Annotated in this window: 13 protein-coding genes; 1 reads left to right on the forward strand and 12 read right to left on the reverse strand. The window is 52.3% G+C overall.

From position 1 onward, the window contains the following. Positions 1-9: 9 nt before the first annotated feature. Positions 10-1,437 (reverse strand): RecQ family ATP-dependent DNA helicase, encoded by a 1,428-nt coding sequence (locus EVJ32_RS01510; protein WP_131456150.1) that lies wholly within the window; start codon positions 1,435-1,437, stop codon positions 10-12. After that, entirely contained in the window at positions 1,421-2,443 is a 1,023-nt protein-coding gene (locus tag EVJ32_RS01515) for a YpbB family protein (protein WP_070327450.1), read from the reverse strand. The genes EVJ32_RS01510 and EVJ32_RS01515 overlap by 17 nt, the downstream gene beginning before the upstream one ends. A 144-nt stretch (positions 2,444-2,587) precedes the next feature. Here EVJ32_RS01515 and EVJ32_RS01520 point away from each other — a divergent pair, with 144 nt between their 5' ends. Next, a complete protein-coding gene (locus tag EVJ32_RS01520; protein WP_016510114.1) occupies positions 2,588-2,836 on the forward strand; it encodes a ferredoxin in 249 nt (82 codons plus the stop codon). A 38-nt stretch (positions 2,837-2,874) separates the two neighbouring features. On the opposite strand, the gene EVJ32_RS01525 is transcribed toward EVJ32_RS01520, so the two are convergent. The 10 genes from EVJ32_RS01525 to EVJ32_RS01570 all read right to left on the reverse strand — a co-directional run bounded on the left by EVJ32_RS01525 (position 2,875) and on the right by EVJ32_RS01570 (position 15,632). Continuing rightward, positions 2,875-3,684, reverse strand: coding sequence for a thermonuclease family protein (locus EVJ32_RS01525; RefSeq protein WP_131456152.1), 810 nt, complete (start codon positions 3,682-3,684; stop codon positions 2,875-2,877). Between the two features lie 83 nt (positions 3,685-3,767). Further along, a complete protein-coding gene (locus EVJ32_RS01530; protein WP_070327452.1) occupies positions 3,768-4,727 on the reverse strand; it encodes an ABC transporter permease in 960 nt (319 codons plus the stop codon). After that, positions 4,724-5,788 carry an ABC transporter permease gene (locus EVJ32_RS01535; RefSeq protein ID WP_131456154.1) on the reverse strand — a complete coding sequence of 355 codons (1,065 nt, stop codon included), beginning with the start codon at positions 5,786-5,788 and terminating at the stop codon, positions 4,724-4,726. Before EVJ32_RS01535 ends, EVJ32_RS01530 begins: the two co-directional genes overlap by 4 nt. Beyond that, positions 5,785-7,311, reverse strand: a complete 1,527-nt coding sequence (locus EVJ32_RS01540; RefSeq protein WP_131456156.1) for an ABC transporter ATP-binding protein — start codon at positions 7,309-7,311, stop codon at positions 5,785-5,787. Before EVJ32_RS01540 ends, EVJ32_RS01535 begins: the two co-directional genes overlap by 4 nt. 61 nt (positions 7,312-7,372) lie before the next feature. Beyond that, on the reverse strand, positions 7,373-8,458 hold the full coding sequence (locus EVJ32_RS01545; RefSeq protein ID WP_131456329.1) for a BMP family lipoprotein: 1,086 nt from the start codon (positions 8,456-8,458) through the stop codon (positions 7,373-7,375). Positions 8,459-8,589: 131 nt separating this feature from the next. Further along, positions 8,590-9,309, reverse strand: coding sequence for a GntR family transcriptional regulator (locus EVJ32_RS01550; RefSeq protein ID WP_016510124.1), 720 nt, complete (start codon positions 9,307-9,309; stop codon positions 8,590-8,592). A 404-nt stretch (positions 9,310-9,713) separates the two neighbouring features. Continuing rightward, positions 9,714-11,903 (reverse strand): FtsK/SpoIIIE family DNA translocase, encoded by a 2,190-nt coding sequence (locus EVJ32_RS01555; protein ID WP_236639462.1) that lies wholly within the window; start codon positions 11,901-11,903, stop codon positions 9,714-9,716. Between the two features lie 61 nt (positions 11,904-11,964). Next, positions 11,965-13,632 (reverse strand): ribonuclease J, encoded by a 1,668-nt coding sequence (locus EVJ32_RS01560; RefSeq protein WP_070327456.1) that lies wholly within the window; start codon positions 13,630-13,632, stop codon positions 11,965-11,967. 96 nt (positions 13,633-13,728) lie between these two features. After that, positions 13,729-14,382 carry a M15 family metallopeptidase gene (locus EVJ32_RS01565; protein WP_131456158.1) on the reverse strand — a complete coding sequence of 218 codons (654 nt, stop codon included), beginning with the start codon at positions 14,380-14,382 and terminating at the stop codon, positions 13,729-13,731. Next, a complete protein-coding gene (locus EVJ32_RS01570) occupies positions 14,379-15,632 on the reverse strand; it encodes a lipid II:glycine glycyltransferase FemX (RefSeq protein ID WP_070327458.1) in 1,254 nt (417 codons plus the stop codon). Before EVJ32_RS01570 ends, EVJ32_RS01565 begins: the two co-directional genes overlap by 4 nt. Positions 15,633-15,635 lie beyond the last annotated feature (3 nt).

Below are 15,635 nucleotides of genomic sequence, written 5' to 3' on the forward strand. Positions count from 1 at the left end.
ACTATGATATCAATCAAAGGAAAAGATGCGCGCCAACCGATGTTTCCAATCTGTCACATTTTTAGACACAACTTGAACCGACGGCGGGAATGAAATCTCACCACAGACGTCACAGCAATCGGCTTGTTTGACCGGTTGCTCCGAAAAGTAATTCAGCAAGTAATCGCGCCGGCACTTCTTGATGAGCGCGTAGTCAATCATTTGGCCGAGCTGGCGGTACCGGGCCCGCTTTCTCTCTTTTACCCAATCGACCGCATCGGCAAGCGTGCGTTCGGCGAGCATTTGGTTTAGCAAGCCCCATACCGGATCTTCCTCGTTCATCTTCAACAGCCGCGGTAATTGCGACAAGCTCGTTCCGTTGTCCCGTTCTAGATAAGCCACGCGGATGTCTTTATCTTTCGGGTACTGTTGATCGATTAAAAACTGTTGGATCCGTTCATCCCCTTCGGCATACAGTAAGACGGCAAACGCCGGTTCGCCGTCCCGGCCGGCCCGGCCGATTTCTTGCATGTACGCCTCGAGCGTCGCCGGCAGTTGGAAATGGATGACAGAGCGCACGTTATCTTTGTTGACGCCCATCCCGAACGCACTCGTACATACCATGATCGCAACTTCATCGCGTAAAAATTGCGATTGAACGAGGCGCCGATCCTCGGTCGACATCCCGCCATGATAAAACAAGGCGTCATCGAGTTGAAGCGCGAGCGCTTCAGCTTCCCGTCGTGTCGCCGTATAGATGACGGCCGGTGTCGGCATTTCTCGAACGAGTTCGATCAGTCGCGGCATCTTTTGTTCCGTCTCGAGCCGTTCGACGATGAGACGGATCTCAGGTCGATTGGCCGAATGGACGAACTGGGACGGCGAGAATAAAGCTAATTTCTCGATAATATCCCGTTTCACGTTTTCCGGGGCCGTCGCCGTGACGGCCATGCATTGCGGGCTTCCGAGTTGTTTACGGAGCTCCCCGAGCCGTGCGTATTCCGGCCTGAATTCGTGACCCCATTGCGAGATACAGTGCGCTTCATCGATGACGAGCATTTGAATCGGAGTCCTTGCGAGCGCCCGGGTCACGTGCGGCACAGCGAGCTGTTCGGGAGATAGGTATAAGAACCGATAGCGCTTCAAATGATTCAGTATGTCTTGCTTCTCTTCTAACGTCTCCATCGACGTCAGTCTCGCCACGCCACGCTCGCCGCGCTCCCGAATATGGAGCATTTGGTCTTCGATCAACGACAAGAGCGGTGAGACGATAATCGTCAAGCCTTCATTCTTTAAATACGACGGGAGTTGGAACGTCAATGATTTCCCGGCACCCGTCGGCATGATCGCCAACACGTCCTGCCCTTCGGCGACCGCTTCGATGACGTCACGCTGTCCGGGACGAAACGTCTCGTGACCGAACACACGCTTCAACGTTTTTTCATACAAATGTCTCACCTCGTTTCAATCTCGCGAACACTAACCGAATTTGGAAGTAACTGAGATTGTCGGTTTTCTCGAAGATCGGCTTTAGCGCCCAGCTGTCTTCTTCCCGTAACCGTTCGACTTCGGCAATCGCGTCGGCTGGCACGAATTGATCGAGCGGGAAGTCGTCCAAATACATCGCCATCTCGACGACGTGGTCTTCGATCGTGCTCGTGCGCAGGCGCCTGATCGATTGTACTTGCGCGAACGTGCGACCGGCCGAAAACAAATCGAACGATTCACGCGCCGATAACGTCATCCGCTCATCCGACAATCCGTGGGCAAACCCTAGTATTTTAGCATCTCGCGGCACAGTCCGTAACAGCGCGTTCCATCCGGCCAAGAAATAAAGCCGTGCCGTCCGAGCATCGACGTCAAGGAGCGTCGCGATCTGTTCATACGTGTATCCCGTCTCGAACGCCCCGGTGAAACGATAGACGACTGCCGTCGCATATGGATCACCGACCGTTTCAAGCGCTGTTTCGAGTTCTTGATGAAACGAGGCGATCAGTTCTTTCCACTCTCGTTCCGTTCGCACGATTTGCTTGACCCACCGCTCGGCCATCCGATCGGCTTGAACCGGATAAAACGTGCGCTCGTGTTCGAGTGACATGAACGTCTGGATAAATAAACTGAGACGTTTCCATGTCATCGTCGTATAGTCCCGGTACTCGCCACCGAGCCGGTCAAACAACTGGCTGACCGCGTCCGGACTAGCGAGCATACTTCCGGCTTCGGTTAACGTGAACGTCGCCCGATTGAGCCAGCCTCTTTTCTCAAACGAGACTAACAGCTTCTCATAATCATATTTCGTATAAGGGAACAGTCCGAAAATCGGTTCAAGGTCATAAAAAAAAGCATCTTGGAGCGTCGTCGCCGAACGTTTTCCGTTTAAAACGTGAAACAGGCTACGTTCGCTGCGCTCCCCTTTTAAGCGTTGAATCGATAGGAGCAACACTCCGTCGGCTAAATGAACCATCCTTCCACCCTCTCTCATTATCACTATCCCTCCAAAACGTTATTCGTTTCCTCATTGAAATATTAGGGTATGTAGACTACAATTACTCATAGTCAGTAGAAAGTCATTTCTATGCAGAGAGACGAAATGTTTGGAGGGTTACAAATGGCAAAATTTACTATCGTTGACAAAGATACATGTATCGCATGTGGTGCTTGTGGAGCAGCTGCTCCCGACATCTTCGACTATGATGACGAAGGTCTCGCCTTCAACTTGATGGACGACAACACAGGCACAGTCGAAGTACCTGACGAACTGTCGGAAGATTTGATGGACGCGTTCGAAGGATGTCCGACCGACTCAATCAAAGTCGCTGATGAATCGTTCGATGGCGACGCACTCAAATACGAATAAGAGAGACATGTGTGTCAAGTTGACACACATGTCTTTTTTTAACGGGCCGCTCTTCTAAACCCGGCCGCCTCGGCCTCTCCTTCCGTACAGAACATTTCCTCCGGGTTCGTGCGTTCATAGCTCGCACCGCCCGGCACGTGATAAATTTTCTCGCCGTCCCGATTAATGTTCCCTTTAATGTCACACGCTTCGCTCGGCTCCGGTCGAGGTTTCGCCGGTCGCGCCGCTCCATGGTCGAAACCGTTGCCGGTCACGTAGTCCTCGATGCTCCAAATGCCGAGCAGCTCGCGCCGGGCAGCGCGTTCGACATCGCGGAACGCATCGATGTGCTGGGTGTTCGGGGCGTAAACGTACGCGACGCGTGCGAGACCGCGACGCAGCAGCTCTTCATTGAGCATCGCATCATCATACCATACGTAAGCGAGCGTCCGCTGATAGCGGTCGTAGCGCCCGACGTCGTACTCGAGGACGATCGTCTCACCTTCCGGTAACCAACGCGCGACGAACGCCTTCGCGTCCTCACCGAACGGTTGGACCGGCAACGTCGGATGACTCGTCTCAGGCGTGTCGACGAGCAGGAGTCGAACCGACTCGGTCGCACCGCTCTCAAACTCGACTTTAAGCGTATCGCCATCGATGACGCGGTCTAACGTGACCGTCTCCGTCTTGCCGATCGGCGCTTTAACTTTTGTCCCGACGTCCGCTGCCGGGTAATCCGACTCGAGTTCGACGAGCGATTCCGGCGGCTCGATTTGCTCGGCGAACCAGTCATCGACCGAGCAACCGGCTAACGAAACGCTCAGCACGAGAACGAGCAGTAGTTGCCACCATTGTTTCAATTGTCTCACCTCTACACCAGTATAACAAAAAAGGTTGTTTGACTTAAGCGTCAAACAACCTTGGCAAAACGAGACATATGTCCTTTCCCTCGTCAGCGCTTCCCTTTAATATACGGGATACCAACTGATCTCGGAGCGTCCGCTCGTCCGACGACACCTGCTAGGGCGAGGATCGTCAACGCGTACGGCGCGATCAAGAGCAATACTTGCGGTACGTTATTGATGACCGGCAAGTTACTGCCGATGATCGATAGCGCTTGGGCGAACCCGAAGAATAGACCAGCGCCCAGGGCACCGAGCGGGTTCCATTTTCCGAAGATCATCGCAGCAATGGCGAGGAAGCCTTGTCCGACGATCGTCGTCCCACTGAAGTTGGTCGTAACCGTGACGGCATAGACCGCACCAGCCAAACCACCGAACGCACCTGAGAGCATGACGCCCATGAAGCGCATCTTCGTGACGTTGATTCCCATCGTGTCCGCCGCCATCGGATGTTCACCGACTGAACGAAGACGAAGACCGAACGGCGTCTTAAAGATGACGAACCAGACGACGAACGCGAGGATGATCGCGATGAACGACGTGTATTGGACGTTGATGAAGAACATGCGGAGCACCGGGATGTCTGACAGAATCGGCACGTTCTCTTTGGCGATCCGATACTCGATGAAATCGGTCTGTCCTTTATTGTAAAGAACCCGAACGACGAAGATGGCGAGCCCGACGGCGAGCATGTTGATCGCGACACCGAGAACGGTTTGGTCAGCCCGCCAGAGGATGGCAGGAACGGCCAAGAACAGCGAGAACAGCGCGCCGACGACCATGGCGATCAACAGTGAGAGCCACGGGCTGAGCCCGCCAAATCCCATATCGGTCAGTGTGAGCGTGACGATGATCCCCGTCGCCGCACCGATGACCATGATGCCTTCTAGAGCGATGTTGACGACACCCGAACGTTCACTGAAAATGCCGCCGAGCGCCGCGATGATGAGTGGAGTCGCATAGGCTAACGCAACCGGAACGACGATGTAGAGTACTTCTAAGAAGCTCATTTTTTCTCCACTCCTTTCTTACGGTTTCCTTTAAGTTTTTCAATCACATAGTTTAAAGCATACCCTGACGCCACGAAGATGACGATGGCGGCAATGATGACTTTGACGAGTTCAGACGGGATGTTGGCCCCGAGTTGCATCGCAAGTCCGCCGATGTTGAGACCGGCGAACAAGATGGCTGCCAGGAAGACACCGACCGCCGTGTTCGCACCGAGCAGGGCGACAGCGATCCCGTCGAATCCGACGCCGGTGAACGACGCGCTGAGCGTCATTCCGTTGAACGTCCCGAGACCTTCCATCGCGCCGGCAAGTCCGGCGAACATTCCAGAGATGACGAACGAGAGAATGATGTTCCGGTTAACGCTCATCCCCGCATACTGCGAGGCGTGTTTGTTAAATCCGACGGCACGAAGCTCATACCCGAGCGTTGTCCGTTGCAAGATGTAGTAGTAGACGATCGCTGCGAGCACGGCGATGAGAATACCCCAGTGCAGACGCGAGAACGTCGTCAATTCTTGCAGCAACGGCGAGGCGAGCGAGGCCGAGTCTTTAATATCATCGGTCCGTTCGTTCGTCACACCGATGACGCCACGCAAAATCGCGTTCGTCGTGTAGAGGGCGATATAGTTCATCATGATTGACGTGATAACTTCATGGACGTGGAACTTGGCTTTCAAGAAACCAGGCACGAACGCCCATAGCGCTGCCGCGAACATGGCCGCGAGAAGCGCGAGCGGCAAGTGAATGAACATCGGTAAGTCAAAATTGATCCCGACATAAACCGCTGCCACCCACCCGATCAAGACTTGACCTTCGACACCGATGTTGAACAGTCCGGTCCGGAAAGCGAACGCGACGGCCAAACCTGAGAAAATGAGCGGTGCTGCCGCACGGAGCGTCTCACCGATCGCATACGGGCTGCCGACCATGCCGCTGAACAGTGATGAGAACCCTTGGACCGGGTTGTAACCACCGATGAGCATGACGATCGCACCGACAAGTAGTCCCATCAAGATCGACAAAAGCGGGATAAGAAGTCGATTAAATTGTAGCTTGTTCATACTGTTTCTTCCCCTCTCTTACCGCCGGCCATCAAGAAGCCAAGCTCTTGCTCGGTCGTTTCTTTCGGGTCGCGAATTCCGACGATCTTTCCTTCGTATAAAACGGCGATCCGGTCGGAGACGTGAAGGATTTCTTCAAGCTCGAACGAGATGAGCAGGACGGCGCGTCCTTTCTCCCGTTCTTTAATGAGTTGCTCGTGAATGAATTCGATGGCACCGACATCGAGCCCCCGCGTCGGTTGCGCGGCGATCAACAAGTCTGGTGACCGGTCGACCTCTCGGGCGATGATCGCTTTTTGTTGGTTACCGCCAGATAACGCGCGGGCCGGCACGTCGATTGATGGAGTTCGGACGTCAAACTTCTCAATCAACGCTTTCGCTTTCTCAGCGACGGCTTTATAGTTCATCAAGCCACGCTTTGAGAACGGCTCTTTATAGTACGTTTGGAGCACCATATTGTCACGGATCGAGTAGTCGAGGACGAGTCCGTGCTTGTGACGGTCTTGCGGGATGTGCCCGACACCGGACTCTGTCACTTTACGCGGCGTGAAGCCGGTCACGTCTTTCCCGTTCAATAAGATTTTACCTGCTTCAGGCTTTTTCAGACCTGAAAGCGCTTCAATTAATTCAGTCTGACCGTTCCCGTCAATCCCGGCGATACCGAGAATCTCCCCAGAACGAATTTGTAAATCCAAGCCTTCGACGACTTTCAGTCCGCGGCTGTCTTTGACGACGAGCTGTTGAACGTCGAGCACGACTTGCTGTGGATCTGCCTTGGAATATTCCGCATCAAAGTTTACTTCACGCCCGACCATCATCTCGGCTAAGCTATCTTCATTCACGGTCTCGTCGACTTCGACGGTACCGATATAGCGTCCGCGACGAATGACCGTACAACGGTCGGCGACTTGCATGATTTCTTTTAATTTATGCGTGATCAAGATGATCGATTTGCCTTCTTCAATGAGACGCTTCATGATTTGAATGAGTTCTTGGATTTCTTGCGGCGTCAAAACAGCGGTTGGCTCATCAAAAATCAAGATTTCAGCCCCGCGGTAGAGCGTTTTCAAAATTTCGACACGCTGTTGCATCCCGACCGAAATATCTTCGATTTTGGCATCAGGATCGATGCGAAGACCGTATTGCTCCGAGATGTCCATTACTTTTTTACGAGCCGTCGCCCGGTCGACTGTCAATCCACTTCTCGGTTCAGACCCGAGGATGATGTTCTCGGTCACCGTGAACTTCTCGACGAGCATGAAGTGTTGGTGTACCATGCCGATTCCAAGTTCGTTGGCGATGTTCGGATTTTCAATATTCACTTTCTCCCCGCGCACTCGAATCTCTCCACCTTCTGGTTGGTAGAGACCGAACAAGACGTTCATAAGCGTTGATTTCCCGGCACCGTTCTCGCCGAGCAGCGCATGAATCTCGCCTTTGCGAAGTTGGAGGGTGATGTTGTCGTTGGCTACGAACGTTCCGAACTCTTTGCGAATATTGAGCATTTCAATTACATATTCCAAGAAAGTCCACCCCTAACTTTAAGTAAAGGGAGACCGCATGGGTCCCCCCTAACTCAATGAATTATTTTACTGTCTTCATGAACTCTTCGAACTCAGCGTCAGTCGCTGGCGCCGTGAGTTCTCCGTCGATCAACTGTTGACGGTACTCTTCTACTTTGTCAAGAATCTCAGCAGATACATGCTTGTCAGATGTTTCAGCGATACCGACGCCGTCATCTTTCAAACCAAATTCGATGATCTCGCCACCTGGGAAGTTTCCATCCATCGTCTGTTTCGATACTTCGTAAGTCGCCGTATCAACACGTTTGACCATTGAAGTAAGGGTTACATCTTCAGGAAGTCCTTCTTCGTACTGGTCACGGTCAACTCCGATGACCCATACTTTTTCACCGTTCTTCTTACGGTTTTTCGCTTCTGTGAAGACACCGACACCCGTTCCGCCTGCTGCGTGATAGATGATGTCAGAGCCTGCTCCATACATACCTGAAGAGATTGCCGTTCCTTTTTCAGCTGAGTTGAAGTCTTCAGCGTACTTGACGTCAATTGTCGCGTCTGGGTTGACGGCCATGACACCCGCTTTATATCCGTTCTCGAACTTCTTGATCAAGTCTGACTCGACGCCGCCGATGAAGCCGACTTTGTCCGTTGTCGTTGTGAGACCTGCGACGACACCGACGAGGAACGAACCTTCTTGTTCTTTAAACGTGATTGACGCGACGTTCGGTGCGTCAACGACCATGTCGACGAGCGCAAAGTTGTTGTCCGGGAACTGCTCGGCCACTTTCTTGATGTCTTCACCCATCAAGAAACCGATACCGTAGATCAAGTTGAAGTTATCGCGTGCCAATTGCTGCAAGTTTGGCTGATAGTCCGCTTGTTTCGAAGATTGAAGATATTTGTAGCCTTCGTTTTCAGTCAAGTTGTTGTCCGCTCCGAACTTTTGAAGACCTTCCCAAGCTGATTGGTTGAACGATTTGTCGTCAACGCCGCCAGTATCGGTTACCATCGCGACTTTGAAGTCGCTGCCTTCGCCGCCTTCGCCGTTTGAAGTAGTACCCTCGTTGTCATCCCCACCGCATGCTGCGAGTACTGTTGAGAGCGTGAGACCTGCTGCTAAAGCTGAAAGAATCGTTTTTTTCTTGTTCATCATCGTCGTGTTTCCCCTTTCGGATCATAACAATTAAGGTTGTCATGTCATCAGTCGTCTTTACACCGGTATAAGAAAGCGCTTTCACGCCATTCCCCAAAAATAACCATTTCCGCCTTACAAGAACTTGCTTAGACGCGTTTGCGAACGACGTGGAAGTCGAAGCGGTCCGCTCGGAAAAAGTTTGCCGAATCGAGCAACGGTAAATCGCTCTCATCGTAATGCAGTTGTTTTAAAGCGAGTAACGGTTGGTCCGTTTGAAGTTGGGTCGAGATCTCTGAACTGACACTCGGTTCGATGTGCGTGATCGCGTATGCGACCCGACGTCCTACCTCTTTTTCAAGCGCATCGAATAACGACTTTCCTTCTGTCAATGCTTCAGGATTAGAAACGAGATGGGCTGGAATTTTATCCACGCAGTATACGACCGGTGTTTCATCTGCGTAACGAATCCGGACAATCCGATAAATCGGTGAGTTCGGTTCAATTTTCAGACGCTCAGCTTCTCTCTCTGTCGCTAACACTTTTTCGGCCACCAATACTTTTGTTCCTGGTGTCATCTTGGCGCGCATAATCATGTCCGTCACACTGAACAGTTCCTCGATCCCAGAAGTGAATGGGGGTTTTGAACTGATGAATGTCCCGACACCATGTTTCCGCACGACAAATTTCTCGTCTTCGAGAATGCGAAGCGCTTCTCGGAGCGTCGCTCGACTGACTCCTAGTTGCTTCGACAACTCGAATTCTGAAGGAAGTTTCTCTCCTTCACGATAGACACCATCGTCGATATCCTGCTTGATTTTCTCAATCACGCGAAGATAGAGCAAGCGATGATCGAGCTTGATCGACATGGGCCTCACCACCTTTACCTATTTCTTACCAGTGCTCAGACATCTGACGTATGAATGTCCTTGCCAATTCTAAGTATAGGGATTCCGCAAAAAGAACGCAATACTTTTTTGTTCGGAATCAAGGAAATGTTTTAAAGCCAAGGGATTATGTATACCACTTAGTCTATATTACCTGTTCTACGAGTTTTTGAAAAGAAATCGTAAAATGAAAACGGTATTAAAAAATGAAAGCGTTTCAACGTTTTCAGTAGTATGTCTCAATAGGTCATATAGTCCAGATGTGCTATATAACTTCTACTGTACATGTTTATCCGACGCGAGGTAACTGAATTGACGATACTTTTAAAAACAAACAAAAAACGAACTATTTCGAACGCATTCGTTCTTATAGTTCGTTTTTAGTATTATGCATCTTGTTGGTTAACGAGTACTTTCCGTGGCTTCGATCCTTCCGAAGGACCGACGTACCCTGCTTGTTCGAGCGAATCAATCAAGCGGGCCGCCCGATTATAACCGATTCGGAATCTTCGTTGAATCATCGAAGTCGACGCCGTTTCTTGCGTCAAGATGAATTGGACGACTTCTTCGAACAACGAGTCGTCCGAGTCGATCGTCGTCACTTCTTCTTCTTTTGGCATCATCGCCTCGACGTACTGGGCCCGCTGCTGGGCGATGACATGGTTGACGACCGTCTCGACTTCCTGATCAGAGACGAACGCCCCTTGGACGCGTACCGGCTTGTTCATTCCGTTCGCGAGCATGAGCATATCACCTCGACCGAGCAGCTTCTCAGCTCCCCCGCCGTCGAGGATCGTTCTTGAATCGGTCGCTGACGAGACCGCGAACGCGATCCGGGACGGGATGTTCGCTTTAATGACACCCGTGATGACGTCGACGGATGGACGTTGCGTCGCCAGTACCATATGGATACCGGCCGCTCGCGCCATCTGGGCGAGCCGCATAATCGCGTCCTCGACATCGTTTGAGGCGACCATCATCAAGTCGGCCAACTCGTCCACGATGACGACGATGAACGGGAGCCGTTTAGCGTCTTCGTCCTCTGACTTGTCGACGAGGTCGTTGTAGCCCTCGATGTTACGGACACCGTAGCGGCTAAACAGCTCGTAGCGGCGCTCCATCTCGGCAACGACTTGCTTGAGCGCTTGAGCCGCTTTTTTCGGATCCGTCACGACCGGCGTCAATAAATGTGGGACGCCGTTATAGACGTTCAACTCGACCATCTTCGGGTCGATCATCATGAGGCGGACTTGATCTGGCCGCGTCCGCATCAAAATAGACACGATCATCCCATTGATACAGACCGACTTCCCGGAGCCGGTCGACCCTGCGACGAGTAGATGAGGCATCTTGTTCAACGCGATCGTGACCGTCTCACCGCTAATACTGCGACCGAGCGCGACGAGGAGCGGTGCCTCATCGCGTTTGACAGGCTCCGCTTCTAACACTTCACGCAGACAGACCGGCGCGACTTCTTGGTTCGGGACTTCGATGCCGATGGCCGCCTTCCCTGGGATCGGTGCTTCGATGCGAATGTCTTTGGCGGCAAGTGCGAGTGCGAGATCATCACTCAATGAAGTGATCCGGCTCACTTTGACGCCGATGTCCGGTTGCAGCTCGTACTTCGTGACAGTCGGACCGAGATGGATTTTGAGCACTTTCACCCCGACGCCGAACGACTTGAGCGTTTGGACGAGTTTCGTCGCGTTCGCCTTCAATCGTGCGTTCTCCCCTGACAAGTCGGTCACGACCGGTTCACTTAAAATCGTGAACTTCGGCAATTCGTATGTCGCAGACACGTCCTGAGCCGCTGTCATCATCATGTCCTCGGTCGGGATATCTGATACGACCTCGCTCTTCACGGTCTCGTCAGACGCTTTCTGACGCTTCTCGGCGTCGACGGTCTCACTAAACCCGACAATCGGGATATCATGCATGACGATGGCGTCCGCCTCGGCCTCCACTTCTTGAGGCTTGGCTGTTGACTCGGACGCGCGTGCGTCGACCCGCTTCTTCTCAGTCGGTTTCGGTTTGGCGGGTGTACGTTCCCGGTCACGCCATTCTTGTTTAACCGCAACGAAACTTTCGAGCAACCGGTTCCCGATCGTCCGCCAAATCGCCGGAGACAGAAGCGAGACACCGACGACGAGGCTGATGATGCCAAGGAAGATAATCCCGAAGTCCGATAGCAAGTATTGGTTCAATCCGTAGAGCGCCCCGTTCACCACTCCCCGTTCCGTTCCCCACACCATGTCCCCGAACAATAGGAAGGACACGAACAGCAGGAAGATGCCGGCTCGTTGGATCGGACGGAAATCGTTCAAGAATACGAGCAAAATGAATGCGACGATCAAATATGTGAGTGCACCCCAGCCCCCAAACAGCGTCGTCGCAAACGTCGCTGTCTGAGTCCCGACCCAGCCGAACTCGAACAGCGAAAAGATGAACGCGATCATCGACAAGATAAAGCCGGCCCAACCATATGTACGAAGTGGGATTGGCTGTTTCCGCTTACGATTCCTCGTCGTCGGTCGCGGCTTACGCTTCACCGGGGTCTTTCTCGTTTTTTGTGCCAACTTCTATTCCTCCTAAAAAAAGAGGCAAAAGTCAGATGACTTTTGCCTCGATCTCAATTCTTTAAATTTCCATGATGATCGGCAAGATCATCGGACGACGTTTCGTCTGTTCAAACAAGAAGACGCTGAGCCGCTCGCGGATATTTGATTTCAATTCGGTCCAATCACTTCCAGCTTCGAGACTCTTCTCAATCTGTTTCGTGACAATCCGGTTCGCTTCTGAGATCATCACTTCTGATTCGCGCATATAGACAAATCCACGCGAGATGAGTTCAGGGCCTGAAATCAACTTCTTCTGTTTACGGTTCAACGTGACGACACAGAGGACGACACCGTCTTGCGACAAGAGGCGACGGTCGCGGAGAACGATATTCCCGACGTCCCCGACACCGATTCCATCGATCAAGACGTTGCCGGCAGGAACTTTACGGCTCATCCGGGCTTTGCGGCCCGTGAACTCGACGACGTCACCTTTCTCGACGATAAAGATGTTACTTGAATTGATCCCGACCTGTTGGGCGAGTTTCGAGTGGGCCATCTGCATCCGGTACTCCCCGTGAATCGGGAGGAAGTATTTCGGCTTGACGAGGTTGAGCATGAGCTTGAGCTCTTCAGCCGAACCGTGACCGGATACGTGCACTTTACGCTGGTTATAGATGACGTTCGCACCAGAACGGAATAAGAGATCGATCGTTTTCGAGACCGATTTTTCGTTACCCGGAATTGGCGTCGCCGCGATCACCACGGTATCATTCAAGCGAATATTCACTTGTTTGTGGGCGTTACGCGCCATGCGCGTCAAAGCCGCCATCGGCTCACCTTGTGAACCGGTCGTCAAGATGACGACTTTATCGTCCGGCAAACGGTTCACTTGCGAGAGCTCGACGAGCGTCTTCGGCTTGAAACGAAGGTAGTTCAGACGTTGTGCGACTTCGACGATGTTGACCATGCTGCGTCCGACGACTGCGACTTTACGGTCGTTCGCCTCGGCTGCAGCAAATACTTGTTGCAAACGATGGACGTTCGAAGCGAACGACGCGACGATCACACGCCCCTCGGCTTGATAGATCACATCGTTTAATTCAGCACCGACTAACGATTCAGACCCTGTTTGGCCTGGTCGTTCCGCGTTTGTTGAATCTGACAATAAACAGAGCACACCGCGCTGACCGATGGCTGCTAACTTGTTAAAGTCAGACTGCTTCCCATCGACCGGCGTGTAGTCGAATTTAAAGTCGCCGGTATGAACGATCGCGCCTTGTGACGTTTGAATGCAGACACCGACACAGTCAGGGATTGAATGGTTGACGCGGAAGAAAGTGATGAAATGATCAGCGATAGTCAATTTCGTTTTAGCGTCAATCAATCTAAGGTCGACTTCTTTCAATAAGCCTGCCTCTTTTAACTTGAGCTCGATTAAACCGAGCGTCAATTTCGTCCCGTAGACCGGGACATGCTTCAAGTCACGGAGTACGTAGCTGAGTCCACCGATATGGTCTTCGTGACCATGGGTGATGAAAATAGCGCGTACCCGATCTTTGTTTTCTTTTAAATACGTAATGTCCGGGATGACGATATCAATCCCGAGCATCTCATCGCCTGGAAACATAAGGCCGGCATCGATGACGAAGATGTCGTCGTCTAGTTCCACGACGTACATGTTCTTCCCGATTTCGCCTACGCCACCAAGCGCAAAGACGCTAACGTTCTCTGTCTTCTTCTTTGACACTAACAAAAACCTCCTAGATGATTCATATTCTGTTTCGTTCACTTATCGCTACTGAATATTGTATCGGAAAAAACGCTTATATGCCACCATTTCCGTTCAATCGACTAGAGGTTTCATCACATCAGCGAGCGGCATCGTCGCTTTAGTGTCCGGCCGCTTGCCGGCTGCGAGCTGTCGAACCGATAAGCCGAAGTCCATCTGCAAGTGTGGATAGTCCGGAAAACTTCTCCAATCCCCACCCCATTCGAAGCCGAGTGCCTTTCCGAGTTCACCGAGTTCTTGCCAGTCGGGTTCCCCCGACTTATTGTGATCTGCGCTCAAATCGTAGTCGGCCCGGTTATCGTGGATGATGACAAAATCGACCGCGAGTCCATAGTTATGATAACTTTGTCCCGCCTTGGCGTTCGTCACGACTTGCCCTGGTTTTGAGCGTCCTTGCGCGTAGAGCGCATTCTGCTCATCGGCCGAACGATAGCCTGACGTCAAGCGGACCTCAAGCCCGAGACATGAATACGCCAGTCTTACGAACGATTCGCCACGATCTCGCACATGAGGATGCAAGTTGGCAAACGCCTTGTCACTACGGTCGACAATCGTTTGTTCCGAGCGCGGGCTCCGTTCGCACATCCCGGCTTCGAACGTCGGTTCATCGACCCAAGGCATTGGCCCGGGCCGCGAGAACGTATACGCCAAGAAGATCCCAATCAAAAACGCCGTCATCGCAAACGTCAAAACGCCTGACCATTTCATCTTCTTAACCGTTTACGGAGTCCTTTGACGAGCGGTAACCCTGTCTCGAGGGCAAAGTAGAGCGGCCGGTTCAAGACGAGGTCGAACTCGCCGACTTTCTCGATTTGATCGCTGCCCCAGCCCGATTTAAACGCATACAGGCCCGCATATTCATCGTCCGGCTCCGTGCTGCCCGATACACCACCGAAATCATAGCGCTCGGCACCGCTTGCCTTGGCAGATTGCATCATCGTCCATTGCATCAAGTGGTTCGGCATGAACTCCCGAAACTCGTTCGAGGAAGCACCGTATAAGTAATACGAGCGGCGGCCGGCGAGCGTCAACAAGCCGCCCGATAACACGAGACCGTCCGGATAGCTGGCATGAAGCTGTTCGAGTTCCGGCAAGGCCGCTTCAGCTTTCACGAGTTGATCGCGCGTCTGTTTCTGACGATTCGACAAACTGATCCGTTTTTTCTCGACCGTTTCTTTTTCCAAAGACCGTTCGATCTTGTCAAGGTCCCGTTTTGCCTTGTCGAGCGTCGCCATTTGTTGATCGAGCGCGAGTTTCGGTTCAAGTTTCGTCAAAAACAAACGAGCGTCATTCGGCTGCAGGCAATCGTACAAGTTCTCGAAGTAATCGAGCCCGCGAATGGCGAAGCCGTCACGCTCACCCGTGACTTTCATCAGTTCGGCGAACGTTTTCAAGCCGTCCCGACCGACTTCGGTACAGACAATCCCTTTACGCTCGGCAAGACGGACGTTATAGCGAAACTTATGATGGAACTTGGCGAAAATATCTTTCTCGCTCGGACGGAGGTCCGTCTCCATCGTGAAACGGGGTTGGGCATAGTCAAAGCCGCCGCCGTACCCTTTATGTGTAAAACCGAGGCTAGACATTTCCGTAAGTAAGCCCGGTACTTCGTCCCGGTCGATGTTCGGATCGATTTTGATGACGATCGCCTTTTTCAGTTTGGCGACGCGTTTCGCTTCCTCGGTCAAGGCACGCAATGATGCCACGTCATCGTAATCGACGACGAAACCGCGCGGTGCGTAACAAAGCGTGAACGGTAGCTTTGGCACTTGTTTGAATAAAAGAAGCGCCACTCCTGTCGTCTCACTATTTGTAGCGACGGCAATCCGCTCAGCGGACCAACCGTTTTGTTTTTTGACGTCTGCCCAACTCGAAAGTTGGAGCAAGTCGCCGCGGTCGTGTGCTTTGACGAAATCGTCATGCTCTGTCTCTGTCAAGGTAATCGGTTGTACTGCCATAAA

This window comes from Exiguobacterium sp. SH5S4, assembly GCF_004337045.1.
Taxonomy (GTDB): domain Bacteria; phylum Bacillota; class Bacilli; order Exiguobacteriales; family Exiguobacteriaceae; genus Exiguobacterium; species Exiguobacterium aurantiacum_A.

What these genes read in the sequence shown, in the direction of transcription:
- EVJ32_RS01550 (WP_016510124.1), bottom strand. Translation starts at nt 9,309, where the DNA reads ATGTCGATCAAGCTCGATCATCGCTTGCTCTATCTTCGCGTGATTGAG.
- EVJ32_RS01535 (WP_131456154.1), bottom strand. Translation starts at nt 5,788, where the DNA reads ATGAACAAGCTACAATTTAATCGACTTCTTATCCCGCTTTTGTCGATC.
- EVJ32_RS01565 (WP_131456158.1), bottom strand. Translation starts at nt 14,382, where the DNA reads ATGAAATGGTCAGGCGTTTTGACGTTTGCGATGACGGCGTTTTTGATT.
- EVJ32_RS01515 (WP_070327450.1), bottom strand. Translation starts at nt 2,443, where the DNA reads ATGGTTCATTTAGCCGACGGAGTGTTGCTCCTATCGATTCAACGCTTA.
- EVJ32_RS01570 (WP_070327458.1), bottom strand. Translation starts at nt 15,632, where the DNA reads ATGGCAGTACAACCGATTACCTTGACAGAGACAGAGCATGACGATTTC.
- EVJ32_RS01520 (WP_016510114.1), top strand. Translation starts at nt 2,588, where the DNA reads ATGGCAAAATTTACTATCGTTGACAAAGATACATGTATCGCATGTGGT.
- EVJ32_RS01545 (WP_131456329.1), bottom strand. Translation starts at nt 8,458, where the DNA reads ATGAACAAGAAAAAAACGATTCTTTCAGCTTTAGCAGCAGGTCTCACG.
- EVJ32_RS01530 (WP_070327452.1), bottom strand. Translation starts at nt 4,727, where the DNA reads ATGAGCTTCTTAGAAGTACTCTACATCGTCGTTCCGGTTGCGTTAGCC.